At 64.4% G+C, this 26,110-nt stretch carries 28 protein-coding genes; 15 read left to right on the plus strand and 13 right to left on the minus strand.

From position 1 onward, the window contains the following. The first annotated feature begins 1 nt into the window (after position 1). The gene (locus AC6CH3_RS19430) at positions 2-838 is read left to right on the plus strand and encodes a substrate-binding periplasmic protein (protein WP_498133976.1); all 837 of its coding nucleotides are present in this window, start codon (positions 2-4) and stop codon (positions 836-838) included. A gap of 84 nt (positions 839-922) precedes the next feature. On the opposite strand, the gene AC6CH3_RS19435 is transcribed toward AC6CH3_RS19430, so the two are convergent. The 4 genes from AC6CH3_RS19435 to AC6CH3_RS19450 all read right to left on the minus strand — a co-directional run bounded on the left by AC6CH3_RS19435 (position 923) and on the right by AC6CH3_RS19450 (position 6,764). Beyond that, on the minus strand, positions 923-2,272 hold the full coding sequence (locus tag AC6CH3_RS19435) for an FAD-binding oxidoreductase (protein WP_498133977.1): 1,350 nt from the start codon (positions 2,270-2,272) through the stop codon (positions 923-925). Between the two features lie 233 nt (positions 2,273-2,505). Next, a complete protein-coding gene (gene amaB, locus AC6CH3_RS19440; RefSeq protein WP_498133978.1) occupies positions 2,506-4,044 on the minus strand; it encodes an L-piperidine-6-carboxylate dehydrogenase in 1,539 nt (512 codons plus the stop codon). Between the two features lie 43 nt (positions 4,045-4,087). Beyond that, positions 4,088-5,500 carry a 2-oxoadipate dioxygenase/decarboxylase gene (hglS, locus tag AC6CH3_RS19445; protein WP_498133979.1) on the minus strand — a complete coding sequence of 471 codons (1,413 nt, stop codon included), beginning with the start codon at positions 5,498-5,500 and terminating at the stop codon, positions 4,088-4,090. A 58-nt stretch (positions 5,501-5,558) separates the two neighbouring features. Further along, a complete protein-coding gene (locus AC6CH3_RS19450) occupies positions 5,559-6,764 on the minus strand; it encodes an NAD(P)/FAD-dependent oxidoreductase (RefSeq protein ID WP_498133980.1) in 1,206 nt (401 codons plus the stop codon). A gap of 98 nt (positions 6,765-6,862) precedes the next feature. Between AC6CH3_RS19450 and AC6CH3_RS19455 the strand changes: the two genes are divergently transcribed. Further along, a complete protein-coding gene (locus tag AC6CH3_RS19455; protein ID WP_498133981.1) occupies positions 6,863-7,804 on the plus strand; it encodes a LysR family transcriptional regulator in 942 nt (313 codons plus the stop codon). 22 nt (positions 7,805-7,826) lie between these two features. On the opposite strand, the gene AC6CH3_RS19460 is transcribed toward AC6CH3_RS19455, so the two are convergent. Both AC6CH3_RS19460 and AC6CH3_RS19465 read right to left on the minus strand, forming a co-directional pair. Next, positions 7,827-8,237, minus strand: a complete 411-nt coding sequence (locus AC6CH3_RS19460; protein WP_498133982.1) for an HAAS signaling domain-containing protein — start codon at positions 8,235-8,237, stop codon at positions 7,827-7,829. Next, on the minus strand, positions 8,234-8,584 hold the full coding sequence (locus tag AC6CH3_RS19465) for a PadR family transcriptional regulator (RefSeq protein WP_498133983.1): 351 nt from the start codon (positions 8,582-8,584) through the stop codon (positions 8,234-8,236). Before AC6CH3_RS19465 ends, AC6CH3_RS19460 begins: the two co-directional genes overlap by 4 nt. Before the next feature lie 163 nt (positions 8,585-8,747). On the opposite strand from AC6CH3_RS19465, the gene AC6CH3_RS19470 reads away from it, so the two are divergent. Further along, the gene (locus tag AC6CH3_RS19470) at positions 8,748-9,539 is read left to right on the plus strand and encodes a ZIP family metal transporter (RefSeq protein WP_498133984.1); all 792 of its coding nucleotides are present in this window, start codon (positions 8,748-8,750) and stop codon (positions 9,537-9,539) included. A 12-nt stretch (positions 9,540-9,551) separates the two neighbouring features. On the opposite strand, the gene AC6CH3_RS19475 is transcribed toward AC6CH3_RS19470, so the two are convergent. Beyond that, positions 9,552-10,262, minus strand: coding sequence for a TetR/AcrR family transcriptional regulator C-terminal domain-containing protein (locus AC6CH3_RS19475; RefSeq protein WP_498133985.1), 711 nt, complete (start codon positions 10,260-10,262; stop codon positions 9,552-9,554). A gap of 106 nt (positions 10,263-10,368) precedes the next feature. Between AC6CH3_RS19475 and AC6CH3_RS19480 the strand changes: the two genes are divergently transcribed. Beyond that, positions 10,369-11,043 (plus strand): DUF2306 domain-containing protein, encoded by a 675-nt coding sequence (locus AC6CH3_RS19480; RefSeq protein ID WP_498133986.1) that lies wholly within the window; start codon positions 10,369-10,371, stop codon positions 11,041-11,043. A gap of 347 nt (positions 11,044-11,390) precedes the next feature. On the opposite strand, the gene AC6CH3_RS19485 is transcribed toward AC6CH3_RS19480, so the two are convergent. Then, a complete protein-coding gene (locus AC6CH3_RS19485) occupies positions 11,391-11,642 on the minus strand; it encodes a hypothetical protein (RefSeq protein ID WP_498133987.1) in 252 nt (83 codons plus the stop codon). A 614-nt stretch (positions 11,643-12,256) separates the two neighbouring features. On the opposite strand from AC6CH3_RS19485, the gene AC6CH3_RS19490 reads away from it, so the two are divergent. After that, positions 12,257-12,478 (plus strand): hypothetical protein, encoded by a 222-nt coding sequence (locus AC6CH3_RS19490; RefSeq protein ID WP_498133988.1) that lies wholly within the window; start codon positions 12,257-12,259, stop codon positions 12,476-12,478. A gap of 21 nt (positions 12,479-12,499) precedes the next feature. Here the strand turns inward: AC6CH3_RS19490 and AC6CH3_RS19495 are convergent, their stop codons facing one another. After that, positions 12,500-12,991 (minus strand): matrixin family metalloprotease, encoded by a 492-nt coding sequence (locus AC6CH3_RS19495; RefSeq protein WP_498133989.1) that lies wholly within the window; start codon positions 12,989-12,991, stop codon positions 12,500-12,502. Positions 12,992-13,461: 470 nt separating this feature from the next. On the opposite strand from AC6CH3_RS19495, the gene AC6CH3_RS19500 reads away from it, so the two are divergent. Together AC6CH3_RS19500 and AC6CH3_RS19505 are read left to right on the plus strand one after the other, a co-directional pair. After that, on the plus strand, positions 13,462-13,746 hold the full coding sequence (locus tag AC6CH3_RS19500; RefSeq protein ID WP_498133990.1) for a hypothetical protein: 285 nt from the start codon (positions 13,462-13,464) through the stop codon (positions 13,744-13,746). Positions 13,747-13,862: 116 nt separating this feature from the next. Further along, positions 13,863-14,462 (plus strand): DnaJ family domain-containing protein, encoded by a 600-nt coding sequence (locus tag AC6CH3_RS19505; RefSeq protein ID WP_498133991.1) that lies wholly within the window; start codon positions 13,863-13,865, stop codon positions 14,460-14,462. Here the strand turns inward: AC6CH3_RS19505 and AC6CH3_RS19510 are convergent. Continuing rightward, the gene (locus tag AC6CH3_RS19510; protein ID WP_498133992.1) at positions 14,459-14,788 is read right to left on the minus strand and encodes a DUF6221 family protein; all 330 of its coding nucleotides are present in this window, start codon (positions 14,786-14,788) and stop codon (positions 14,459-14,461) included. The genes AC6CH3_RS19505 and AC6CH3_RS19510 overlap by 4 nt on opposite strands. 136 nt (positions 14,789-14,924) lie before the next feature. Between AC6CH3_RS19510 and AC6CH3_RS19515 the strand changes: the two genes are divergently transcribed. Then, on the plus strand, positions 14,925-15,260 hold the full coding sequence (locus AC6CH3_RS19515) for a hypothetical protein (RefSeq protein ID WP_494036510.1): 336 nt from the start codon (positions 14,925-14,927) through the stop codon (positions 15,258-15,260). A 539-nt stretch (positions 15,261-15,799) separates the two neighbouring features. On the opposite strand, the gene AC6CH3_RS19520 is transcribed toward AC6CH3_RS19515, so the two are convergent. Further along, positions 15,800-15,931 carry a hypothetical protein gene (locus AC6CH3_RS19520; RefSeq protein WP_498133993.1) on the minus strand — a complete coding sequence of 44 codons (132 nt, stop codon included), beginning with the start codon at positions 15,929-15,931 and terminating at the stop codon, positions 15,800-15,802. A gap of 151 nt (positions 15,932-16,082) precedes the next feature. Here AC6CH3_RS19520 and AC6CH3_RS19525 point away from each other — a divergent pair, with 151 nt between their 5' ends. The 3 genes from AC6CH3_RS19525 to AC6CH3_RS19535 all read left to right on the plus strand — a co-directional run bounded on the left by AC6CH3_RS19525 (position 16,083) and on the right by AC6CH3_RS19535 (position 20,121). Continuing rightward, entirely contained in the window at positions 16,083-16,814 is a 732-nt protein-coding gene (locus tag AC6CH3_RS19525) for a glutamine amidotransferase (protein WP_498133994.1), read from the plus strand. A 218-nt stretch (positions 16,815-17,032) separates the two neighbouring features. Beyond that, positions 17,033-17,431, plus strand: coding sequence for a cupin domain-containing protein (locus AC6CH3_RS19530; protein WP_498133995.1), 399 nt, complete (start codon positions 17,033-17,035; stop codon positions 17,429-17,431). 584 nt (positions 17,432-18,015) lie between these two features. Continuing rightward, the gene (locus AC6CH3_RS19535; RefSeq protein ID WP_498133996.1) at positions 18,016-20,121 is read left to right on the plus strand and encodes an Ig-like domain-containing protein; all 2,106 of its coding nucleotides are present in this window, start codon (positions 18,016-18,018) and stop codon (positions 20,119-20,121) included. A 104-nt stretch (positions 20,122-20,225) separates the two neighbouring features. Here AC6CH3_RS19535 and AC6CH3_RS19540 read toward each other — a convergent pair whose 3' ends face one another. Beyond that, complete coding sequence (locus tag AC6CH3_RS19540; protein ID WP_498133997.1) at positions 20,226-20,744, minus strand: hypothetical protein; 519 nt, start codon at positions 20,742-20,744, stop codon at positions 20,226-20,228. 298 nt (positions 20,745-21,042) lie between these two features. After that, entirely contained in the window at positions 21,043-21,879 is an 837-nt protein-coding gene (locus AC6CH3_RS19545; RefSeq protein ID WP_498133998.1) for an alpha/beta fold hydrolase, read from the minus strand. A gap of 110 nt (positions 21,880-21,989) precedes the next feature. Here AC6CH3_RS19545 and AC6CH3_RS19550 point away from each other — a divergent pair, with 110 nt between their 5' ends. The 4 genes from AC6CH3_RS19550 to AC6CH3_RS19565 all read left to right on the plus strand — a co-directional run bounded on the left by AC6CH3_RS19550 (position 21,990) and on the right by AC6CH3_RS19565 (position 25,844). Beyond that, positions 21,990-23,039 carry an LLM class flavin-dependent oxidoreductase gene (locus AC6CH3_RS19550; RefSeq protein WP_498133999.1) on the plus strand — a complete coding sequence of 350 codons (1,050 nt, stop codon included), beginning with the start codon at positions 21,990-21,992 and terminating at the stop codon, positions 23,037-23,039. Positions 23,040-23,418: 379 nt separating this feature from the next. Further along, positions 23,419-24,114, plus strand: a complete 696-nt coding sequence (locus AC6CH3_RS19555; protein ID WP_498134000.1) for a haloacid dehalogenase type II — start codon at positions 23,419-23,421, stop codon at positions 24,112-24,114. A gap of 17 nt (positions 24,115-24,131) precedes the next feature. Next, positions 24,132-24,617 (plus strand): RidA family protein, encoded by a 486-nt coding sequence (locus AC6CH3_RS19560; protein ID WP_498134001.1) that lies wholly within the window; start codon positions 24,132-24,134, stop codon positions 24,615-24,617. 120 nt (positions 24,618-24,737) lie between these two features. Further along, positions 24,738-25,844, plus strand: coding sequence for an alanine racemase (locus tag AC6CH3_RS19565; RefSeq protein ID WP_498134002.1), 1,107 nt, complete (start codon positions 24,738-24,740; stop codon positions 25,842-25,844). Positions 25,845-26,110 lie beyond the last annotated feature (266 nt).

The following is a 26,110-nucleotide window of genomic DNA, read 5'->3' on the forward strand; positions in this document are numbered from 1 at the left end:
AATGAAAACCCAGAAAACCGCCGTCGTCGCAGCGCTCGCCTTCGCAGCCACCGCCCTGACCGGCTGCGGCGCTGCCGCCAGCGGTGCCCCGAGCGCCGACTGCAAGCCCGCCCACACCTTTCCCACGGTCGCGCAGGGCAAGCTCTCGGTGGTCCTGTACGACCTCCCCCCGTTCTCGAGGCTCCAAGGCAACAAGGTGACCGGTGTCGACGGCGACATCATCAACGCCATCGCAGAGATGGAGTGCCTGACGGTCGCGGCAAAGTCGGTCGCGACCGCGGCGAACATCCCCACCGTGCAGGCCGGCCGCGCCGACGTGTCCATCGCAGCCTGGTACCGCACAGCTGCCAGGGCCGAGATCGTGGGCCTCACCGACCCGATCTACACCGACCAGATGGCCATCATCTCCAAGGATGGGCTGGATGCTGCCGAGCAGCTGAAGGGCAAGACCGTCGGCACCGTTGACGGCTACCTATGGGTGGACGACATGAAGAAACTCCTCGGCGATTCCCTGAAGGTCTACCCGACCACGCTGAACATGAACCAGGACCTCGCGGCCGGCCGCATCGACGTCGGAATCGACAGCTACGGCTCCGCCCAGTTCAACAAAAAGGGCGATTTCAAGGTCGCCGTGATTAAGCCCCACGAGGCGATAGCCGCGTCCAAGGAAGCGGCTCAAATCGCCATCCCCGTACCGCAGAAGAACACCGAACTCCTCGCAGCGCTGAACGCGGATCTGAAAACACTGCGGGAAAACGGCAAGCTTGAGGAGATCCTGAAGGCCAACGGCCTGGAAGCCTCGGCTGCGGACACTGGAGAGGCGCGCCTCATCAAGTAGCACTGCGGCACCAGCGAAGAGCACCAGCGAAGAGGCGGTCCCCGATGGGGGACCGCCTCTTCGTGGTTCTTGTCGCGGGAAGCCTTAGACGCCGCGGCCCGGGGTGAGGATCCCCTGCGGGTCGAACGCGTTCTTGATCCGGAGGTGCGCCGCGCGCGTGGCGCGATCGAGCTGCTTCGCCAGGGAGCCGTATTTGAGCGACCCGACGCCGTGCTCACCGCTGATGGTGCCGCCCAGACCCAGTGCCCGGTCGGTGATGAGGTCCAGGATCCGTTCCGCTTCCGTGTACGCCTCGACAGACTCGTCAGCTATGACAACGGAAGGATGGAGGTTTCCGTCGCCGGCGTGGGCAAACGTGGGGATGGCCACGTTCTCATCCGCGCTGATCCTCTCCAGCGCTTCGAACATCTCAGCCAGCCGGGCGATGGGCACGGCGACGTCGCAGGAGGCACGCAGGCCCCTGGCGTCAAGCGCCTTGCCGGACACGCGGCGCGCTTCAAGGAGCACGTCACCTTCGGCCTGCTCCACGCTGCTGGCTCCTGCGTCCTTGCAGATCCGTGCAGCCACCGCGGCATCCTTTTCGGAACTGGGCGAGATGAACTGCCCCACGAGAATGGCTGCCCCGTCGGTCGAGAGCCCAGTCGGATGGAACTGTTCGACGATCTCCACGCTGGCCCGGTCCATCAGCTCCAGGACGTCGGGGACCACTGAGCTGTTCATGATCCCGGTGACGGCCCGCCCGGCGGCCGCGGCCGTCGGGAAGATCGCGCGGAAGGTGACGGCCTTGCCGGCCGGGCGCGGCTTGAGCCTGACGGTCGCTGAGGTGACGATGCCCAGGGTTCCTTCCGACCCGACGAAGAGGCTGGTGAGGTCGTAACCCACCACGTTCTTGCGGGTCTTTGACCCGGTCCGAATGATCTCGCCGTCGGCCAGCACCACTTCCAGTCCGGCCACGCTGTCCGTGGTCACGCCGTACTTCACGCAGCGGAGTCCGCCGGCGTTGGTGGCGATGTTTCCGCCGATGGTTGATTGGCGGTAGCTGGCGGGGTCGGGGGCGTACATGAGCCCGTATTCGGCCGCGGCAGCGTCGACGTCGGCCGTAATGACGCCGGCCTGGACCTCCGCGAGCCTGTTTCCGGGATCGATGCTGAGGATGGTGTCCATCTCGGCGAGGGAAATAACCAGGCCGCCCGGGTAGGCGACGGCGCCGCCGGCGAGGCCGGTGCCGGCGCCGCGGACGGACACACGGATATTGTGCCTTGCCGCCCAGCGGACGCCGGCTGCCACCTCCTGCGTGGTGCGTGCTGCGAGGACAGCCAGCGGCAGCCCCTCGGGTACTGCACGGGAGGCGTCGGAACTGTAGTGGACCAGCTCGGCCGGATCGGTCAGAATCCTGCCTTTGAGTCCTTCCGTCAGGTCCATGGGTGTAATCACGGTGGTCTTCCTTTGTCTGGTGGGGTTCTGCCCTTAATCCGGTGCAAAAAAGATGCGGTGGCCGCCCGGGGGCGGCCACCGCATCTTTGGTCTCAGTCGGTCTCCGGGCCTGTGCAGTAGTAGCAGTCGCGGGCGCAGTCCGACAGGTCACGGATCTGTTCCTGCCGGGAAGGCAGCTGCTGTTCCGTTGCGTTCATGGCCGTTCCTTCCGCCGTTGCGCCTGCGGGGAATCCCTAGAGGAACTTCACGCCCTGGGCGAGCGGCAGTTCCCCCGAGAAGTTGATGGTGTTGGTGGCCTGGCGCATGTAGACCTTCCAGGAATCGGAGCCGGACTCGCGTCCCCCGCCGGTTTCCTTTTCGCCGCCGAAGGCCCCGCCGATCTCGGCGCCGGAGGTGCCGATGTTGACGTTGGCGATGCCGCAGTCAGACCCGCTGGCCGAGAGGAACTGCTCGGCTTCGGTCTGGTCCTGCGTGAAGATCGCCGAGGACAGGCCCTGCGGGACGCTGTTGTGGATCTCGATGGCCTCCTCCAGGGTCTCGTACGTCATGACGTACAGGATGGGGGCGAACGTCTCGTCATGCACGACGGCGGTCTGCGCAGGCATGCGCACCACGGCCGGTTCGACGTAGTAGGCCTCGGGCTGGTCCCCGGCCAGGACGCGGTTGCCGCCGTAGATGACCTCGCCGCCTTGGGCCACTGCCTGGATCAGGGCATCCTGCTGCGCCTGGAAGCTGCCGGCGTTGATCAGCGGGCCGACGAGGGTTTCTTCCTGCGTGGGGCTGCCGATGTTCAGCGTGCGGTAGGCCTCGACGATCCGGCTGACGAGCGTGTCGGCGATTGACGAGTGCACGATGAGCCGGCGCAGTGAGGTGCAGCGCTGGCCGGCAGTGCCCGCGGCGGCGAACACAATGCCGCGCAGGGCCAGATCCAGGTCTGCGGACGGGGCGACAATGGCGCCGTTGTTGCCGCCGAGTTCCAGCAGGATGCGGCCGAAGCGCTTGGCGATCACGGGAGCGATTTCCTGGCCCATGCGTACCGACCCGGTGGCTGAGACCAGGGCGATGCGCGGGTCCTCGACCAGCTTCTGCCCGCCGACACGGTCCGTCAGGAGCAGGTGATGGATGCCCTCGGGTGCCCCGACGTCCTTGACCGCCCGGGCAAGGAGGGTGTCCACGGCGAGGGCCGAGAGGCGGGTGGCGTCTGCCGGCTTCCACACCACGGTGTCCCCGGCAACGAGAGCCAGTGCAGTGTTCCACGCGTAGACGGCGACCGGGAAGTTGAAGGCGGAGATGATGCCGACGACGCCAAGCGGGTGCCAGGTTTCGGCCAGACGGTGTCCCGGACGCTCGGAGGGCATGGTCTTGCCGTACAGCTGACGGGACTGGCCGACGGCGAGGTCTGCGATGTCGATCATTTCCTGGACTTCGCCCAGAGCTTCTGAGCGGATCTTGCCGACCTCAGCGGTGATCAGCGTGGCGACGTCTTCTTTGTGCTCGGTCAGCAGCTGGCCCCAGCGCTTGACGAGCGCTCCGCGCACCGGCGCCGGGACGTTGCGCCAGGTCTTGAAGGCTTCGGCGGCCTGGGAGATGGCCGCTTCGATTTCTTCTCCGGTGTGGACCTTGGTGTGGAGGATGACTTCTCCCGTGATGGGGGTGCGGGTTTCGCGGGTGCCGTCCAGCGACGCCGGGTCCACGCCGATGGCCTGGAGGCTGTTGCGGACCTCTTCGGTGATTTCGGCGGTTGCCGGGATGGTGGAGGTAACGGTGGTCATGATTGCCTTCCTTCGAAGTTTGGCGGTGGATATGCGGTTGGTATTAGGAGGGGAGGTCTGTGATGGTGATGCCGAGCCGCCGCCCGGCTGCCTCGATGGAGGCGGTCTGCTGCGCCGTGTACAGCTCGTTGGGGTCAAAGATCCTGGTCCCCAGCACCTCCGAGAGCCGGTCGATGTCGTACGGGGTGCCGAGCTGTTCGTCGTCGCGGGAGCCGTCGTCGGTGAGGTTCGACTGGAAGATCCCGGCGGCCGAGCGGGGCAGGAAGTCTTCGTAGACGATGGGCTCGGGGAACAGGACGCCGGCCTCCACGAGCTCACGCAGGGAAACGGATTCCTTCCCGGGGGGTTGACCCGGATCGGCCACACGGTAGGTGAAGTACCCCAGGCCCTGCAGGGCAAGTTCCTGCTCCGTGTCCGGAAGGTTCTGTCGCCAGACCTGCCCGGCTATCTCTACCCGGGTAGTCCCCGCCGGGGCTGCGGCGAGCCTGCTGTCGACTTCGGCGACCATCCGGTCATAGATGTCCCGGCCGTGTTCGGTCAGCGCAATGCCGCGCTGTTCCACTTCGCCGAAGCGGACCCGGAGGGATCCCGGCCGCACTGCGCTGTCTGCGTGGCGGAACCTGCGCTCCTCGGCAAGGGCGCGGAAGGACGTCTGGCGCAGCAGCACGTCCGGACCTTCCCAGTTCGGCGGTCCTTGGATCTCATCGATCATCGCGATGCCGCGGGCTTCCATCCGGGCGTACAGGTCGTCTATGTCCAGTACGCGCGGGGTCAGGTGGTTGATGTGTGTTGACGGGACGCCTCCGATGTCGGCGGCGACCGCGGAAATCTTTTCAAGCTTGAAGTACCAGTCATGGTCAACAGGTTCCTGGGAGAGTTCAAAGGCGGCCGTCGCATGATCCAGAAGGCGTGCGGCTTCCTCCTGCGACAGTTCCTGTTCCGCGCTTGCCTTGTCCGCAAGGGCGAGCAGCTCCTCGCTGAACAGGGTGCGGCTCCCGATGAAGGACTCGAGCTGCTTCTCGGTTTCCCCATCAAAGAACCGGCGGTCGTCGTGGGCCAGCATCGAGGTGAAGACCCGGAACGGGTTCCTGGCCAGCTCATCGGAATCGACAGGGCGAAATGCCGTGGACACGACAGGGACGGAACTCTTCGAGGCGTCACGCAGGTCATAGAAGCCGACCGGATACATGCCGAAGGCGGCAAAGACCCGCGCTACCTGGGCGAGTTCCCGGGCGGATCCGACGCGGATGGCGCCATGGCGTTCGGCAGTGACGCGCTGGATGCTTCCCAGGCGCTCGGCGTCCTCGCCGTTCTTGCGGATGAAGTCTTCGTTGACCTCCCGGGAGACGTCCACAAGGGTGTTGTAGGCCGGCACTTCGTTCCCGTAGAGCGTGGCCAGGCGCAGGGCGAATTCGGCCCTCAGTTCCCACAGTTGCAGCTTCGTTGTTGTTGGCATGGAGTTGTCCTTTCTGGTGCTGTGTCTTCGGCGATGGCGCCCTGTTGGGCGCTGATCATCAGATGATGTGGACTTCTTTGACCTGGGAGAGTTCGCCGACGAACCGTGCGGCGCTGAACTGTTCCGGATCCATGAAGGACTCCCTCCCCAGATACATGTCCCTGACGAGTTCTCCCACAGCCGGTCCCTGCAGGAAGCCGTGGCCTGAGAACCCGGTGGCGTACATGAAACCGGACACGGTGTCCGAAGATCCGATCATCGCGTTGTGGTCCGGGGTGTTTTCATACAGTCCCGCCCACCCGACGTCGAGATCCTGGTGCGCCAGCGAGGGCGCAACAACTTCCGCGGCCCGGTTGAACGCCGGCAGCCACTGGTAGTCGAATTCCCGGCAAAAACCCGGCCCCTGGTCCTGGTTGGATATACCCAGCAGCATCCCGTTCAGATAGTTGTGGAAATACAGCGTCGTCGACAGGTCCAGAGTGAACGGAACCGTGGGAAGCGGCCTGCTGCCCTGCGGGGTCATGCCGATCTGACGCCGGACAGGCTCGATCGGCAAATGCACCCCGGCCATCGCCCCCAGCCTTGTGGACCAGGCGCCTGCCGCGCAAACGACGGTAGAGGTCCGGATCGAACCCCGGTTCGTGTGAACAGCCCGGACTTCACCGCCGGCGGCGTCGATATCCAGGACCTCAGTGTCCTGGCAGATCGTTACACCGAGCTGCTGCGCGGCTTCGGCATAGGCCTTAACGACCTTGGAGGGTTGGGCGAAGCCGTCACGGGGGGAGTAGGAAGCCGCCACGAGTGCGCGCGGATCGAGGAAGGGGTTGATCCCGTGGGCCTCGTCCGGGGCAACCATCCGACTGGAACCGCCGAGGCGGTTTTGGATATGCGTGCTGTCTTCGACCTGTTGCAGCTCCGCCTCGTTGCGGCACAGGAAAAGATATCCGACCTGCCGGAGCCCGATGTCCGTCCTGAATTTCTCACCGAACCGTTCAAAGGCCTCCAGGCTGCGCTGGCCGAGCCTGATATTGCCCGGATCTGAAAACGTGGCACGGACGCCGCCCAATGGCTTGGCAGATGACCCAGACCCGAGGACATTCCGCTCGACCAAGACGACGTTCCGCACGCCCGCTTCAGCCAGATGGTAGGCAATGCTGGCCCCCATGATCCCCCCGCCCAGAATGACAACCGCACCTTCGGCAGGCAACGACCGGTCGGGCGACTTAACCAGCGGAACGACATTGTCCACGTGTTTTGTACGCATTGTGATCCCTCCAACATTGTTCTCTTGGATCAAGCTTCAGGGCACGAGGTCGTTTAGGTCTATCGATTCTTTGTGAACGATTCGTATAGATTTGCTATATGAAGTGGACCTTCGAACAGCTCAAGACGTTCAAAGTGGTGGCGGAGCTGGGCACCATGACGGCTGCCGCGGAAGCGTTGGGCTTCACCGCCGGGGCTGTGTCGCAGCAGATGGCAGCACTGCAGGCTGGCCTTCCGCGCCGCATTTTCGCCCGGGATGGGCGCAGGGTGACCCTGACCGACGCCGGCGTGACACTCCTCCATCACGCCCGCGTCCTGCTCGAGGAGGAGCGCAACGCGGCTGCGGCGCTAAGCGGACCGCAGTCCCACCAGCGCGCGCTTGTATCTGTCGGGGTCTTCGGGTCTGCGGCGGTATCGGCGATGCACCCGGCCATCAGCTATCTGCGCAGCACGGCCGGGAACGTTGCCATTCAGGCCGTCGAGGTGGACGTTGAGGACATGCCGCAGGCAGTCCTCAATGGCCGTATTGATATTGCTCTCGGCCTGAACTATGCCGATGCGCCGCAGCCTCCCTTGCGTGGAGTTGTGACCGAGCTCCTGCACCGCGAGCCGTTCCTCATGGTCCTTCCGCCCGAGGCCAGGGAACTGCGCGGTGACGGCGCAGCCCTGATCGAATTTGCCAACGTCGCTGACTGGGTCCTCCCGCCTGTCGATTCCAATTTCGGCAGGGCGTGCCGGTTCGCCTGTGCCACGGCAGGAATCGAGCCGAATGTTCAACACACTGTCACCGATACCGCAGTGTCGATCGCACTTGCCGAATCCGGTGTGGGCATCACACTCGCCACGCCCCTGATGATGGGGCTTCGTCCGAGCAGCAGCCCTACCGCGCGGCTGCCTGGCGACTCGCACCGCAGCATCGTCGCCATAGCCAGGTCCTCGGCGCTCGAAAGGGACAGCGTTCGCGCTGTCAGGGATGCTCTGGTCCAGGCATTTTTGAAGCCGACGGCGGCACCTGGCTCGCCGCCTCAGCCCCCGGGCTGACGCGGCGAGCGGGAAGAGCCGACTACGCTCGCCGGCTGATGTCCTGCTCCAGCTGCCCGGGAAGCTTCCGTTGCAGCATATGACTCCAGCCAATCAGAACGGCCGTGAGGAGCGCGGTCACAACAAGGTAGATGAGTGTATTGGGGAGGCCGAAGGGGATTCCCAGAATGAGACCGAATGTGACCTTCACGCCGAGCAGGACCAGCAGCACCGCTGCAGCCAGGTTGGCCATCCTGGACCCAGGGGAAACGGTACTTCCCTTGGGGAACTGGGAAGCGTACTCCTTGGGGCTGCCGAAGGTCTCCACCGGACCTTCCCCCGTTTCCTGCAAGTGGCTCTGGAGTTCCCGGAGCACATCAGTGACTTGTTCCTCACTGAGTCTGCGCTGGCGCAGTTCCAAGGCCAGGCTTTTCAAATACTCCAGAGTCGTCATGCTGGGTTTCCTCCCGTGGTCAGTATCGCCGCGACCCTCGTCGTGAAGTCGTGCCAGGATCCGGCAGTATCGCTCAGCCAGGCTTCGCCTTCGGGGGTGATGCTGTAGAACTTGCGGCCAGGGCCCCCGTCCCCTTCGCGCCATTCGGAACGGACGCGTCCCTCGGCCTCGAGCCTGTTGAGCACCGGATACACTGTCCCGCCACCGATGCCTGGCAGTCCGCAGGCGGCCAGTTCCTGCACAATCTGGTAGCCGTAGGCCTCGTTCTGATTTTTCACCAGCTGCAGAATGCATGGTGCCAGGGCGGCCCGGGTCCAGTCACTGGGCCATTTTGGGTCATCACTCATGACTAAACGGTAACACTCACTAGTAGGTGAGCCAATCTACTGCGTCAGGAATATTCTCGAACTGGACCCATTGCGCCATGCGAGGCGCCCATCGTCAGGTGACCGACAAACGGACGGTTTGCCACCTCTTCCCCTCTGTGATGGCCGCTCCTAAGCTGTCCGTGTGGGGATGTCGCTGCTTTTCGGCGTGGTGGCTTCGAGCGCCCTGATCGTGGGCGCTCTGATTGGTGTCCGTTTTGAGCTGCCGAAGCGGCTCCTCGCGATCCTCCTCTCCTTCGCCGCGGGGGCGCTGATCACCGCGCTGAGTTTCGAACTCTTCGAGGACGCGTACCAGCGGGGCGGGATTGTGCGGGCCGCACTGGGGCTTCTTGTGGGTGCCGTCGTGTTCACCGCCCTGAGCGCTTTGCTTGACCGCTGGGCGCAGCCGGGGACCCAGGCCATACCTGCCGATGAGTTCCGGGGAAGCGCCAAGCTGGACACCAATGCAGCCGCCGCCGAGAAGGCGCCGAGCGCTGTGTCCACGCGTGGCGCAGCCGGCATGGCGCTGCTGGCCGCCGTAACGCTGGATGGAGTTCCAGAGAACATCGCCCTGGGCGTATCGCTGGGGGAGGGGACCGGCGGGCTGGCGCTGCTTGCAGCAATCTTTGTCTCCAATTTGCCGGAGGCGCTGGTGGGCGCATCGTCCATGCGTAGCCAGGGCCGGTCCGGCGGAGCCATCATGGGACTCTGGACCGTCTGCGCTGTGTTGCTTGTGTCTGCAGTGGTCCTGGGCGCGGGACCCCTCTCCGGCACCGATCCGGAGACCATTTCGCTGCCGCTGGCCTTCGCTGCAGGAGCTGTCATTGCCTCGCTCGCCAACACCCTGATGCCCGAGGCCTACGAGCATGGCGGGCCTGCCGTGGCCCTCAGCACTGCCGCCGGCTTTGTGCTCTCGTTCGTGCTCTCCCTCGCCTGATCCTGCGGGGGCCTAGGCGCGTCTCGAGGTCCAGCCCTGCCTGTTCAGCCGCTCGAAACCCTCAAGGAGGAGGTCGAGGGCGAACTCGAACTCGAACTGGTCGTCACAACCCGTCCCGACCACCGAGCCCTTGTCGTGTGCCGCAGTCGTGGCGATTGCCGCTATGTTCGGATACCGCTCGGCCATCTGCCGGAACATGGCGGCACGCGCGCCCACCGGTACATCGGCTTCAACGGTCCGGCCGCCAGGGTGGTCGAAGAGTTCCTGCGTGAATCCCCACATTCGGCTGCCGAGGGCGTGCATGACATGGTGGGTCAGATCGGCCGAGAAGCCACCGGCCAGGAACATTCCGACGAACGAGTCCATATACCCAAGGACCGCAGGGGTCTTGTTGGTGCGGGATTCGAGCACCGGACGGGCCCAGGGGTGCCGCAGGAGCGCACGCCTCGCCGAAAGCACCCGCAGCCGGACGGCGTTCTTCCAGTCCGCCCCGCCGGCTGGAGGATCAATCTCGCCGATGATGGCTTCGACCATCCCGTCGAGAAGCTCTTCCTTGTTCGCGACGTGCTTGTAGAGCGCCATCGGCACGACGCCGAGCTCCTGGGCGAGCCGCCTCATGCTTAGCGACTCGATTCCGGCGCCATCCGCAAGCGCCACCGCCGCAGTGAGGACACGGCCCCTGTTCAAGGGCGCCCGCTGCATCACCTCACGTTGCTGAGTCATGGTCAGCCTTCCCGGTGGTCATCTCCCCTTGACAAGTGTACAGCGTACACCTACCTTCGAAGCATCTGAGGTGTACGCCGTACACCCGCAAGGCGAAGGACTCACCATGCCAGCGGTAACTGCCACCCCCGCCATTCCCGTCCGGCGCTCCCGGCCCCAGTGGCCCGTTCCCGCCGGGCTCATCGTTGTGAGCCTCATCCCGGTGTTCTTCGGGACCCTGCGCCTTGCCCAGTTGACGGGCGGCGCCGAGATCACCCCGGACAATGCCAGGTTCTTCGACTCGCCGCTGCCTGTGCTGATCCACATCCCTGCGGCCATCGTGTACAGCCTGCTCGGGGCGTTCCAGTTCGTTCCAGCGCTTCGCCGGGGGAGGCACGGCACGTTCAGCTGGCACCGCGTCGCCGGCCGGATCCTGGTGCCGGCCGGCCTGCTCGTCGCGCTCTCAGGGCTGTGGATGGCGGTCTTCTACGATCTTCCGGAAGGCGACGGGCCCGTTCTCCTCATCCTCCGGCTGGTCTTCGGTTCGGCCATGGCGGTGAGTATCGTTCTGGGGATGCTGGCCGTGCTGCGCCGGGACTTTATCCGGCACAGTGCATGGATGGCCCGCGGGTACGCCATCGGAATCGCCGCTGGAACCCAGGCGCTGGTGTCCATCCCCTGGATTCTTCTGGTCGGCCCACCTGACGAACTGACGAGGGCGGGGCTTTTGGGGTCGGCCTGGGTTATCAACCTTGCGGTGGCTGAGTATTTCATCCACCGGCGCTCGCGGAGGCTCGCTTGAGTCCGCTAGTCAAGACATGCGAAAGCGTACGACGGCGGGAGGTTCCCGCCGTCGTGCTCTTGCGGTTGGGGTGAGCATCTGGATACAAAACCGAAACGTTCAGTCGCGGCCATGAAACATGGCCCCGCTACGCTAATTCACACATTCATAAATGTGAGTCGCTGGACGCATCGAAAGGAAAAAGCCATGCTTTGGAATACCTTGGGGCAGTCTTTCAGTTCCCGGCAGAATGACGGCAATTCCCAATTTAGCGGAGCCGATTCCGCCGCTGATTTCCCGCAAGGTCAACTGACCTCCGCTGCCTGGGAAGGCTGGTGGCACAACTCCGCGCAAGTCTGACGCGGGAGTCAGTGCGGCAATAGTCGAGTGGGCCCGTGAGACCTCGCCCAGAATTCCTGCAGGGATTTCCTGATGTGCCGCCCCAGCCTTTTCAGTGGCCGTATCGCTGCCACCGTGAAAAGGAAGCCGACGAGACGCAGTATTCCGACCAGCACCAGCAGGATTGCGAAGACGAAAATGGCCGGCAGGAACATGATGAATACGCCAGCCATCGTAAAGATGTAAGTAAGGGCAAAACCAACAATCGACGCCTGATCCATCTGGAATCCCATCAACAGCCACGGTCGTGGCTCATAGTGCCGCAGACTCCCTCTGCTGCCCTGGGTAGCGCGGTCCCCGACCGTTTGCACGGCCGGGGACCACTTTGCGGGAGGGGCCGCGCGCTGCTGCTGCAAAATGCGCTACAAGGCGCTGTGGCGTAGCGGAAGCTAACCGCCCCTGGAGGCAGCGTTAGCGTGTTCCGGCATCCCGTCCCGGTCTGTTAAGGCGTGGATCTGTTGTCGGTGATTCTCCTTCGCCTGGAAACAATCGTGTGAAGCTTTGCGTGGCCCCTGATCATCAACATCACACACCTCCTGTGATCACCATTGATCCGATGCATGCCCGCTGATACAAGTTTTTATAGCACCGCCGGGAGCGGCGGACAAGGGTGAAAGCCGGAGCGCTCACCGTTGCCCCGCAGCCCCCTAAACTGCCCCGGCCCCTGGCACGTCCTGACCGTCCAGGCATGGCACGCAGCACTGTCTTGAACCCGAAGAGTACAAGCATCGTTACGTAGTCTGCGGCTCAGCACTCCCGCTCCGGTTATTATTTGGGTATTTTCCGGTGCCCAGTAGGCTTGGGCACCTAACAAACGGAGTCCGGGAAGGCGGAGATGAGTAGATTGAACAGGGCTGCTAAGAGGGTTCAGGCTCGGGAGGCTTTGAACCGTGCGGAGCAGCAGCTCCGATCCGGCGGACGGGCTGCGAGGACTGCGTGGCTGGTTCTCGGTATTCTGGCCGCCGCGGTGACGGCATCGGTAATTGTGTGGCAGGTCCTGGACCGCAGCGAAGAACCAGACGTGCCGGACGAGGAAGCCCGGACAGAGCACATGTAGGGGCTGACCCGCCGGCCCCCGTCACAGCTCGGGAACGCACGGCCCGCAGCCCAGCAGGGCCAGGCCTTCCCGGTCGCCGTCCGCGAATTGCGTGACGCCCGTACCCTCCGGATTCATCAACTGGGTCGGGTCATCCACGTGGTCGAGCCCCACAACGTGGGCCAGTTCGTGCATGATGACGGCGCGTGCGTACTCGGAACCATCCGGCCACCGCAGCATCTCGGCGAATTCAGGCGCATCGAGCTCCACCTGGCCGGCGACCAGCACATAGGGGCGATCGGGAGCGTAGGCATATGCACTGCCACCGAGCCCGTCCACATCACCGGCCAGATTCGGGCTCTCCTGCGGAGTGGACCAGGCGATCAGCACGGGAGCCCACCGTTTGCCGTACAGGTCCGGCTGGTACGGCTCGCGTTCCGGACTGGGGGCCTCGGTGGTGGTGCCGTCGTACACGAACCGCAGGCCTGTCGCGGCTGAAACGATGGCAAGATACCGGCGCCAGGGGCGGATCACTCCTGCGCCAATCCCTCCTGTGCCGATTCCTCCTGTGCCGATTCCTCCAGGGTGGGGGACCGGCGAGCCATACACGTTTTGCCCGGGGACTTCGTATGGGGCAGAGTCTGGACGCTGCGTCTGTTCTAATGCCTGCCGGCGTCAGGGCGCAGCCGGAACTGCCGGTTATCAAGCATGGTTCCCCCAATGGAATGTGGTTGGCGCCCAGTGCGCTGAGCCACTCTAACGCCGGCTGCTCAGGGGATCCGCAGGGACGCCGCAGGATTATCGAAGTTCCGTGGGGTTCCGGCGAATCTGAGGCAAGAGGACGACGGCGGCGGCCCCGCCGTCGTCCGTCGCCCGGCGGCATCCCGCCGAACGGGCTTTGCCTCCGCGGGTCCACGGACCTACGTGAGCAGGTAGCCGCCCGCCTGAATAATCACGTACCGGCTACGGGTTACGGGGTTGGGCGGCAACCCTACTGTGTAGGCATGAGGTGGTCGAGCGACTGCAGGAACACGATGATGGGTCTGCAGGCGCCGGGCTGGGAGACCGCTACCGACACTGCCGGAGGGATCGATCCGACCATGAAAAATCCGAGGGCCGAGGTTCCAGCCACCCTTGACGATGCCGACGCCGAAAACAATGCCGTTCCGCCCGCACCATCGGCGCACCCCGCCAGCGGTCCATCCGGCAAAAGCAGGCAGATGGCCCGCGACGTGACGGGGGCCCCGCTGGTCCGGGAGGCAATCGGAAACTGGCCTGATCCCATGTAGGGAGTCGGACACCGCCGGCGGCGTGTCGTCTGCCCCAAATGCCGTTGAACGGCGCGGGGCACGTCGGAATACTGGAAGCCAGGGCAAAAACTCCGGGCCGAAGGCGGTGGATAACTATGGGCGACGGCGGAGCCGGCGACTTCACTCGAAGGATGGAACGGCTGGCTGAGCTGCGTGCCGTTCGCGGTGCCGGAATCACCGCCGAGGAAGAGGCCGAGCTGAATGCCGCCGAGGAGGAGGAACGGCAAAAACGCAAGAAGGTCTCCGATGCTGCCAGGGTTGAATACCTTATTCGGGACGCCATGGCCCAGGGCAAGTTCGACAATCTGAAGTACGCCGGCAAACCGATTCCGGGCCTGGGCGAGGGCTACGATCCGGACTGGTGGGTCAAGGGCCTGATCCAGCGCGAGCACCTCACGGGGATTGGCCCCAAGGCAATTCTCCTCAGAACCGAAGACGCGGAGCTGGACGCACGGCTGGATTCCCAGTTCTCGGAGAAACAGGTGCGCGACACCGTTAAAGACTTCAACGCCCGCGTCATTGATGCACGGCGCCAGCTTCAGGGCGGCCCGCCGGTTATCACCAAAACCCGTGACCCGGACGTCGAAGTCCGGCGCTGGCAGGAGCGGAGGCATGCTGCCGCCCCAGCGGCACCGCCGGGGCCGGAACCACCCAAGCGGCCGTGGTGGCGGCGTCTCTGGACAGGTTCCTCCTAGGCCTGGCCCGTGGCCAGCCAGTCCGGCTCGAAGTCAGGATGTTCCGCATAGGGCAGCGCCAGGGCGTTCAGGGACAGAGTGGTCCATTCCAGCGCCTCGGGAATCCATTGCGTACCCTCCCCGTAGGGGTTGCTGAGCAGCGTGGAGAGCGCTGTCTGCCGGGCGGCCTCGACGATGCTGATGATCCTGCGCTTCGCCGCGCACTCCATCAGCAGGCGCTGCTCGTACCATTGCCCCGATTTCGAAAGGGCCCTGTCACTGAGAAGCTTCCGGGCCGCGGCCTCATCCTCGGTGATGCGCGCGGACAGGAATTCGACAATGTCCACAGTCCGAGCGTACGCCCCGCCCGGTAAGCCGGCGCCCTCTGGTTAATCGGTGATTGGGGGCTTACAACCGGGCTTTCACGGGCTACGGTTTCACTGGGGGACAATTCCTTCCGCAAGCGCGAGCAAAGGAGTTCCAATGGGTGGCGTGTGGCTTCGCACGATCAGCCACAGTTTGGTCCGGGCAGACCAAATTACCGAAATCGCGTCCGCCCGTGGGTCCGTCCACGAGGAATCGGGCTATTCGTTGAAGGTAGTGGTCGATGGAAAGGGCCACGTGCTGATCGACAACAGCGACCTCCCGGGTACCTTGGCGCAACGGCTCGACCACGCCCAGCAAATGCAGGATGCGCTGCTGACGGCAATAGATGCGGCCGGCGCCATCGGCCCGGCGATGGTGATCAGCCATGAGCCGGACGGAGAGCGCTGGACGCTCTCGGCGGCGGCTGACCTGGCAGGTGAACCCGCGTCCTAGGGCGCGCCGAAGGGCCGAGTCCGGCACGTTACGGAGCAGCCCTCCCGCGCGGCGGCTGCTGCGCGGGAGGACTGCCCCTCCGCCGTTCCGCATGGGGATGCTGAAAACGCAGGCGCGCGGAATGACGTCCTTTAGGCGTCAGTGCGTGAGGCCTCCGGCATCTTCCGGACCGACGAAATTGCAGGAACCCTGATGCCGTTCAGGCAGGATGCAGATGCGTCCAGTGGCAAGATGGACGTTCCCACAACGGCCTGACCGCGCCACGTCCTCGCGGACATGAACGCTTCTCAGATCGGGCCGTTCATCGCCGCGCACCGCTTCGCGGAGGGTTTCAGATGTGTCGTTTTCGTGACTGTTCATGCCTCGTGACTCCTCGTCGAGTGGCTGCCCCCCAGTAGCAAGGCCAGTCAATTGGACCCTGAGACTAAATTCTCGTCCCCGCAAATTAACGGTGGGTTACGGGCCATGTTAGATCCGCAACGGCGGGCTGTCAGCCCATCAGAAATCTTCAGGAAGTACCGACGCCTTCTGTGTGGTGGCTAGTCCGCTGAATCCGCGCCCTCTGCCGGGTCCTGTGAGTGCATGCGGATGTCGGTGGGATCGGCGGTTTCATCCCCTTCGGCAGGAGCCTCGCTGTGGATCCGCTGCATTCCTTCCAGGTTCTCACTCATGACTGGCGCTCCTTCTGCTGCCGTTCCGTGCCGCGAACATCACCTTTGTGTTCATCTAGCCCATGCCGGCCGCGGGCTGTCAAGGACTGTGCACATCGCTCTGGCCGGGGCAACTGTTGTGAAGCTGGCGTCGCGCTGCTGAAGTAGAGCCATGAAACCGTTTCTGCTGCTCGCATCCCGCGCCGAAGACCCCGCGGCCGAGGACGAGTACGAGGCGTACCTGCGCTACGGGGGCCTGGATGCCAGCCAGCTGCGAAGGATCAGGATGGAGCGGGGGCCGCTTCCGGACATTGCGCTCGATGACTATTCCGGAGTCATCGTCGGCGGCAGCCCGTTCACGTCGAGTGATCCTGCCGAAAAGAAGTCTGATGCCCAGCACCGGGTGGAGCGCGAACTGTCCGCGCTGCTGGACCGGATCGTGGCGGCGGACTTCCCGTTTCTTGGCGCCTGCTACGGCGTCGGCACGCTTGGCCGTCACCAGGGTGCGGTAATCGACCGGACCTACGGGGAGCAGCTGGGCGGTGTGACCATCAGTCTGAGTCCCGAAGGCCTGCAGGATCCTCTGCTCGCCGGCATGCCGGCGGAGTTTACGGCGTTCACAGGCCACAAGGAAGCGTGCACCGTGCTGCCCCCGCACGCCGTGCTGCTGGCGAGCTCGGCGGCCTGCCCGGTGCACATGTTCCGGATCAAGCAGAATCTCTTCGCCACCCAGTTCCACCCGGAGCTGGACGCCGAAGGCCTTGTCACCAGGATCGACATCTACCGCCACGCCGGGTACTTTCCGCCGGAGTCCGCCGAGGAACTGATGGCCGCGGCAAGGACGTTCACCGCGACGGAGCCCATGAAGATCCTGCGGAACTTCGTCAAGATCTACGGCCGGTAGCCGCCGATGGAGGGCTCTTTTGCCCATTGACTTCGTATCCGTGAGGACTACGGTTGTACTACTTCAACATGGATCTGTTGAACGCACGTGCGCTGAGGGGGGAATCGCACACTGTGGGCTGTTGCAACAATGGCGCGGCATCCACGGTCCCCTCAGCTTGTCTCCGTTCCGGAGCTCCCACAATTTAAGGTCTCACCCTAGTCCCCAGGCAGCGTCCCATGACAGCTAATTTCGTTACGGCTTTCTCCGTAAAATCCTTCGACGTTCCGGATAAGAAGAGGTATCCGGACAAGGCGGAGGTGGATCTCGTGAGCGTGAACGACTACTCCGTCGCCCGGCTGATCCTTGCCCCCGGCTGGCAATGGTCGGTGAGCTCCAAGCCAACAGAACAGACCGAATTTTGCGAGCACAACCACCTCGGGTTCTGCATCTCGGGAACATTGGAGATCGCCACGCCGGACGGTCTCAAAACCACCATCCGTGCCAACGACACCTACGCGATTCCGCCGGGCCATGACGAACGGGTGGTGGGTTCCGAGCCTTTCGTCGCCGTGGAATTCCTGGGTGCGGCATCGTTCGGCCGGCCGGCGAGCCGCGGACAGCACGCGCGTATGTGAACACCAGCCTGTATGTGAACACCAGCCTTTAAGGCGCGATCCAACGCGCGCCCGTACGTCCACAACGCTCCAAAGAGTGGGGGGCGCCGGCCCCAAGGTTTTCCCACCGTGCAGTGCCTAGAGTCGGTTTTGTAGCAACCGGCTGTATCTGTTGGGGGTGGGCCGGAAACGGACTGCTCGGCCTGTTGGGGGGCCGTGCAGTCCGTGCTGCTGTTTTCGAGGTCAGCATTCTTTCGTTTGCAGGCGGCCGATTCAACGACGGAGCCGCCGTGACCCTGGCCATCTACGCCACCTTCAAACGCAACCACCGGCTCCAGCCGGCAGGAGCACGCCGCGGCGCGGACAGCCTGTCGCGGCCAAAGCGCAGGATTCACCCTGATTTTCCCCCGTTTGATCCCAGGATTCCGAGGATCGCCGAAGCTTTGATACACGTTCGGCCGTCATCACGAAGCGCGAAAATACACTGGAACTACCAGCCTTTTTGGTTCTCTCCCACCGGACCCACTCCTCCAAGGAAGCCCAAAATTCGTACTTCGCTTTCTGCCCGCCCTGCCCTGGCCACTCTGCTCCTGACTGCTCTCGCTATGAGCGCCATGGGGACGTCCGCCGGAACCGCCGCCGCACCGCAGGCGGGTTCCAGCTCGAACTCCGACGCCGCTGATCAATCCGGCACCGTCCGCTACCTGGTGCGTTACGAGGCCGGGACAGATGTGGCACGGGAGGCCCGGAACCTGCGCTCGCGGAACATCGCGGTCCGCCGCACGTTCTCGCAGGCGCTGCGCGGCGCGGTTGTGACGGCCACGCCGGCCCAGGCCGTGGAACTCAAGCGCTCCGCGCAGGTGGCGGCGGTCGAAATCGACGCCCCCATAAAGGCCGCAGAAACCCAGCAGGCGGCGCCGTGGGGGCTGGACCGCATCGACCAGCGCGCCCTGCCCCTCTCCGGTTCCTACACTTCTGCCGCTGCGGGCGCCGGCGTGAATGCTTATGTGGTCGATTCGGGCGTCCTGGCTTCCCACACGGAGTTCGGAGGCCGGGTCGCCGCGGGATGGACGGCCGTCGCTGACGGCCGCGGGACCGGGGACTGCAACGGCCATGGAACGCACGTGGCAGGCACGGTCGCGGGCAAAACCTACGGCGTTGCCAAGGCCGCCACGGTTATTCCAGTGCGCGTACTGGACTGCGCAGGCTCCGGGTTCAACTCCGACGTCATCGCTGGGCTCGAGTGGGTCGCTTCACACCACCAGGCCGGAACACCGGCCGTGGCGAACCTGAGCCTTGGCAGCACCGCCAGTGCGATGGTGGACGCGGCGGTGCTGGGTCTCATCAATGATGGAGTCACGGTGGCCGCTGCGGCGGGGAACTCCGCCGTCGACTCCTGCAACAGCTCGCCGGCACGGGTTCCCGCTGCACTGACGGTGGCCGCGAGTGACGCCTCGGACCGCCAGGCGACTTTTTCCAACTTTGGCGCGTGTGTTGACCTGTATGCGCCGGGCGTGGGCGTCAAATCCGCCGGAATCGCGTCGACCACCGCCACTGCCTCCATGAACGGGACGTCCATGGCCACTCCGCACGTGGCCGGTGCGGCGGCCGCCGTTCTGTCGCGCTCCCCGGAACTGAGCCCGGCAGCCGTGGCAACCCGACTCCTGACCGGCGCAACGCCCGCAGTTATCGCGGCTGCCGGTGCAGGCACTCCGAACCGACTGCTGTACCTCGATCCGTCCGCGGGTGCGCTCGCAGCGCCCACAGTTTCGGGCCGTACGCCTGCGGCCGGTGCCACCGGAACCACCGTTGCGAGTCCCGTGACTGCCACTTTCAGCAGGGCGGTTCAGGGCGTCAGCGGCTCCACCTTTGTTCTCAAAAACCAGGCCGGTGTGGTGGTTCCTGCCACCGTCACCTATGACTCGACCCTCCTGACGGCCACGCTGCGTCCGTCGTCAGTCCTGGCCGCGTCGCAGAAGTACACCGCGACGCTGACAGGCGGCGCCTCCGCCATCCGCGATGCAGTGGGCACACCGCTGGTCACTGAGAGCTGGGCCTTCACCACAGCGGCGGCCCCCACTGTCACGTCACGGACTCCCGGTGCCGGCAGCACCGGCGTTGCCGCGGGAAGCAATGTTACGGCCACCTTCAGCACGGCCGTCCAAGGGGTTACCAGCAGCAGCTTCCTGCTGAAAAGCCCCAGCGGCCAGGTCATCCCCGCGGCCGTCACGTTCAGCGCAACCACCCGTACGGCGACGCTGAATCCGGCAGCCAACCTTCTGAACGACACGAAATACACGGCCACCCTCATCGGCGGGACGGCATCAATCCGGGACGCCGCAGGTACTCCGCTGACAGGTACCAGCTGGACCTTCACCACGGGCCCGGCTCCTGTCATCACGGGCGTGACCCCCCGGCCCGGGGCATCCTTGGTCCGGCGGGCCAACAACATCGCGGTGACGTTCAGTGAAGCCGTCCAGGGTGCGGGCACGGGCTCGATCTCCGTCAGGAACACCGCCACCGGCGCAACGGTGGCCGCGACGGTGTCCCGCTACGGAAGCACCAACCAGTGGATCCTGAACCCGTCGGCCACGCTGGCGGCCAAAACCAGCTACACAGTCACGGTCACCGGAGGGCCCGCCGCCATCCGCGACCTCGCCGGCAACAGCCTGGCGTCGTACAGCTGGACCTTCAAAACCGGGTCGCTGTAGCGGCAGGACTTGAGAACGCAGACTCAAAACGAGAACGACGGCGGCACTGCAGTGCCGCCGTCGTTCTTGTTTATCGGTGGGATGACCTACTCGGAAACCCGGTTCTACTTGTAGCCGTGGAACTTGACGTCTACATGCTTGCTTTCATCGGAGTCGTACTTCCAGGAGCCCTTCTCCTTGTAGACGATCTTGACGACGTGGTAAACCGTGATCTGCTTCTTGTTCTTCTCCGGGAATACCTTGTCGACCTCAACCTTTATCTCTTTGTTCTTCGGGACCCATACCCAGCCCTTGCTGTGCGGCCGAATCTGTTTGCCGTCCCACTTCTTCGTTTCCTTGAACAGTTTCTGGTCAAAGTAGACGCGGGTGCCTTTGTCGCAGCTGATCTTGAACTTGAAGGTGACCTTGACGGCCTTGCCGTAGTCCTTTGACCCTTTTTTATCATGGACGTCCGGCTTCTTGGCCTCGACGGTACACCTGTTGTCTTTCTTGGGATATCCCGCGGCGCTGGCTGGGCCAGCGAGGGCAATAGGACCGGCAACCAGCCCCAGAGAAACAGTGGAAACCAACGCGAGCCGGGCTGCCAGTGGCCGCCGCTGCCGGGTTGGAGGAGTGATGGTCATAGTTTTTTGCTCCTGCATAGCGATGCGCGTGTTTTCTAAGTCGGGCAGCACTAGCCGATCACGTGGCGCGTGGAGACCTATCAACCACTTCTGCCGCATTATGATCGTCCACCCGCATCAGCGGGTGGGCCTGGAGCCGGATTCATTTTCAAGGCAAATCCTTGGACCCGGTAATTCCAAAGTTTACTCCCGTAAGTGAAGGTGAGCGATTGTTTTTGGCGAAAATTGTAACCATTAGAAGTTGTCTGGGGCAGATAGGGCGACGGCGGGACCCGCCGTCGCCCTCCTGTTGGGTGCGCTATCTGTTCAGGAAGCCGAGCAGTGCCTCATTGACCTCAGTGGCGTGCGTCCACAGCAAGCCATGCGGAGCGCCGTCGATCTCCAGATACTCGGCCTCCGGAAGCGCCTTGGTGAACTCCCGGCCGGTGGCATCAATGGGCAGGATGTTGTCCGCAGTGCCGTGCACGATCAGCGAGGGAACATCGATTCTGGGGATGTCCGCACGGAAGTCGGTGAGCCAGGTGGGCTGGGCGGCCGCCGAGGCGAAGGCGCCCGCGCCGGCGGCAAGATTCCAGCTTGCCCTGACAGACTCCTCACTGAGGCGCGGCGTTCCCAGGAACGTGTCGGTGTTGTAGAAGTTCTTGAAGAACTCCGTGAAGAAGGCGTAGCGGTCCGCGGTGACCGCCTCGGTCAGGCCGTCGAAGACTGACTGCGGGACTCCGGTGGGGTTGTCCTCGGCCTGCAGGAGGTAGGGCTCCAGGGAGCCAAGGAAGACAGCCTTTGCTACCCGCGCCGAGCCGAAGGTTGAGAGGTAGCGGGCAACCTCGCCGGTGCCCATAGAGAAGCCGACCAGCACGGCGTCGCTGAGGTCGAGGCTGTTGAGGAGGGTGTTGAGGTCCGCGGCGAACGTGTCGTAGTCGTAACCGGTGGTGGGCTTGCTGGATTTCCCGAACCCGCGGCGGTCATAGGTGATGACCCGGTATCCAGCCTCAAGCAGGGCGGCCGTCTGCTTCTCCCAGGAGGATCCGTCCAGCGGGTAGCCGTGGATCAGAACAACAGCCTGGCCGGTCCCATGGTCTTCATAGTAGAGCTCGATGTCGGTGCTGTTTTCCTGTCCAACGGTGATGTAAGCCATGTCAGCATTCCCTTCGGTCTCGTGAGAACGGACGTCCTCAAGCGGTGATACCAACCTATCCGGCTTGTTCCCGGAGGAATGGCCGTGCCCGTGGGAACGTTGGAGGAGGCATGAAACGTATCGGCTTCCTGTCATTTGGTCACTGGGGTCCCGCCCAGGGATCACGCACACGAACAGCAAGCGACGCCCTGCTGCAGGGGATTGACCTGGCGGTCGCTGCCGAAGAACTGGGCGTTGATGGAGCATTCTTCCGCGTGCACCACTTCGCGCGCCAGCAGGCGTCGCCGTTCCCGCTGCTCGCGGCCGTCGCGGCTCGAACCAGCCGGATCGAATTGGGCACCGCCGTGGTGGACATGAGGTACGAAAATCCGCTGTACATGGCGGAGGAGGCCGCGGCCACCGACCTCATCAGCGGCGGACGGTTGCAGCTTGGCATCAGCCGGGGATCACCCGAGCCGGCGCGAAATGGTGCCGCTGCGTTCGGCTATGTCCCGCGCGAGGGGGAGACCGACGCTGACATGGCCCGCCGTCACGCAGTGGAGTTCCGGAGGGCCGTGGACGGTGCAGGAGTAGTGGAAGCGGATCCGCGGTACGCCGGTGGTGCAACCGGTCTGCTGGCGATCCAGCCGAGGTCCGAAGGACTGGGCGAGCGGATCTGGTGGGGCGCCGGAACCCGCGCCACCGCTGTCTGGGCAGCTGAACTCGGAATGAACCTGATGAGCTCCACGCTGCTGACTGAGGACACCGGGGTGCCTTTTGACGAACTGCAGGCCGAGCAGATCGCGATGTTCCGTGACGCGTGGGCAGCCGCCGGCCACCGGCGCGACCCGCGTGTTTCGGTCAGCCGGAGCGTCCTTCCCCTCGCCGACGAGGAGGACCGCCGCTACTTCGGCCTCAGCGCACTGCGCGAGGTCCGGGACCAGGTGGGCGCGCTGGACGGCGTCCTGGCCCGCTTCGGAAAAAGCTACGTCGGTGAGCCGGACGCCATCGCCGCGGACTTGGCAGCGGACGCCGCCGTGCAGTCCGCGGACACCCTGCTGCTCACCGTCCCGAACCAGCTGGGCGTCGCGTACAACACGAAAATGTTGGAGACCATCACCACCCACGTGGCCCCGGCCCTGGGGTGGGAGCCGAAAGGGGCCCGCGTTCGGCGCGGCTAGCGAGAGCCAGGCCGCTTTCATGCGGGGGAGTTGGTCCCAGTTGGACCGGCCCCGAGGTTCCAAGTGGCCGCAGCTGGCCATCATCCCGGGAATTGGCCATTGACATCCAGCACGGGGCGAGAGTATTGTCGACAATCGACAAGCATTCTCGAAGTCTGATCCAGAGCCGGAGCAACGTGCAGTTTTCACTCCGCCTCCCCTGGGAACAGGTCTCAATAAGACTGTTGACAATTGACTGCTACTGATTTAGATTCAGAGAGAATCAAAAAGCGGTAGATCGGGACAGTCCGGACCCCTGACGGCGACGGAATCCCTTCCCATTCATGTCGTCGACAATCGACAAGCGACAACCACATCAAACCGACAACTGGAGGAAACAATGGCATTCGAATTCGAAACCAAGCCCAAGTTCGTGACGTTCGACATGAACGGAACGCTGATCAAGTTCGCTATCGCCGACGCCACCCGCAAGGTCCTGGGCGATCGGCTGCCGGCCGAGATCGCTGACGAGTACCTGCAGGCCACCAAGGCGTACCGCATCGACGAGTGCATGGGCGAGTACAAGCCATTCCGCCAGATCATCGCCAACTCCATGGAACGCGCCTCGCGCAGGCTCGGCCTTGAGTATCGTGAGGCCGACGCTCAGGCGGTCTACGAGATCGTCCCCACCTGGGGCCCGTACCCGGGTGTCACCGAGGCACTGAACCGCCTGGCTGAGGAAATCCCGCTGGTCATCATCACGAACAGCGACACCGCGGATGCTGCGCTCCTCGCAGCGAACCTCAAGGCCCCCTTCGAGGTCATCATCAGCGCCGAGGAGATGGGCATGTACAAGCCGCGGCTCGGTGCGTTTGAGTACATGTTCGACAAGCTTGGCGTGACACCGGATGAGATCGTGCACGTCTCCGCGAGCCCGATGTACGACCTGCGCTCCGCGGCTATCCTGGGCATCAAGAACAAGGTGTACGTGGACCGCGGCTTCGAGCACGACGAGCACTGGCTCGGCTACGAGCGGATCACCGACATCGCCGACCTCCCCGTCCTCTTCGGCCTGCCGCGTCCCGCTGCCTCCTAAGGGAGACCTGGGTACAGATGAGTCTGCCACTACCTCAAACCGTCAAGGGTGCCTCGGCTTTGGATCGTCTCGAGGCCCTTGGCCTGGAGCTGCCGGTCCTCGCTGATAATGCGTACTACGTGGATCACCGGGCGGTGGACTCCAGTATCCATATCTCGGGCCAGCTGCCGTTCAAGGACGGCGTTCTGCTGGGCACCGGGGTTGTGGGCCGGGACGTGGACCTGGAGACGGCGCAGGAGCTCGCGCGCCATTGCGCGCTGAACTGCCTCGCCGCCGCTGTACAGGCTGTGGGGGATCTGGACCGGGTCCGGATCGTGCAGATGCTGGTCTTCGTGGCCAGTGGGCCGGACTTCGGTCTGCAGTCAAAGGTCGCGAACGCGGCCAGTGAATTGCTCATCGAGGTGTTGGGTGAGAACGGGCGGCACGCCCGCACCGCGATCGGTGTGGCCGGGCTGCCGCTGAACACTCCGGTAGAGATCCAGATGGTCTGCACGGCCGTTTAGGAACGGGCACGACGGCGTGTTGTGCGGGACCCGCTGGTGCGGGTCCCGCACGTTCAGCATTCGAGGAAGCCGGCACCGCTGCCCTCGATCATTCATAGACAGAATCATGAGGAGTACAGCGTGAACCGCATTCAGCGAGCACTCGAGGCTCTCATCGAGCGGATTGATACCCCCGCGCCGATCGTGCTGGCCGATGTGATGCAGGAGAACATCGACCGCATGCAGGCGTTCGCCGCCCGGAACAACCTCGACGTCAGGCCACACGTCAAGACGCACAAGTGCGTGGAGATCGGCCGGCGCCAGGTCAAGGCCGGGGCGGTCGGAATCACTGCAGGCAACGTGGGTGAGGCCGAGGTCTTCGCGGCGGCCGGGTTCGACGACATCTTCATCGCCTACCCGGTCTGGGCCGCCGGAACGAAAGGGCCGCGGATCCGCAAGCTGGCCGAAACCATCCGGCTGCGGGTCGGCGTCGATAACGTCGCGGCGATCAATGCCCTCGCCGACGCGATGGGGGACGAACCTGACCGGCTGCAGGTCGTGATTGAGGTCGACTGTGGCGCCCGCCGTTCCGGCGCTCCTGCCGAGGCCGCAGGGGAGCTGGCCCTTGCTGCGCGCAACCGGGGCCTGGTGCCCGCGGGCGTCTTCACCTACCCGGGGCACGGCAGCGCCGGTCCGGACGCCCGCAAGCGTGCCGCGGATGACCAGGATGCCGCGCTCACCACGGCGGTGCGCAGCCTCGCCGCAGCCGGGATCACCCCGGAGGTGGTCAGCGCCGGCTCCACACCCACCGTGGAGTTTGCCACCAACAGCGTGATCACCGAGATCCGGCCCGGCGAGTACGTGTTCAATGATCTGAACAACACCCGGCTCGGCGCCTGCACGGAGGATCAGATCGCGCTGTTCGTTGCCGGCACGGTGGTCAGCGACTGGGTCCCCGATCAGGTCATCCTCGATATCGGCACCAAAGCCCTCGGCCGCGAAGGCAGCCCCGAGATCGGCTACGGCGCCATCGCCGGCACCACGGCCGTCCTGTCCAAACTCAACGAATACCACGGATTCCTCCCCCTGCCCGGCGGAGACTTCCGCCCCGGCATCGGGACCGTACTTCCGGTGGTGCCGAACCACGTCTGCCCGGTGGTGGTCAATTTCGAGGAGTACATCGTCACCGACAGCACGGGCACGACGCTGGAACGGTGGCCGGTCGACGCCCGCGGATTTCTGAACTGACCGGCAGAACTGACCAGCACAGAACTGACCGCGCGGGGACGGGAAGTCCGTCCCCCGGCCTCAACCCCGAGAACCAACCCCACAATGGAGTGACTGAGATGAGACTTGATAAGACCACGGCCCTGGTCACCGGCGCCAACAGCGGAATCGGGCAGGCGGTATGTTCGCACTTCCGTAACGAAGGCGCCCGGCTGCTGCTCACCGGCCGCAGGGAGCAACTCGACAGCGCCCAGCCCGAGGACCTGTATGTCCCGGGAGACCTTAAT

This window comes from Arthrobacter sp. GQ119 (assembly GCF_059759125.1).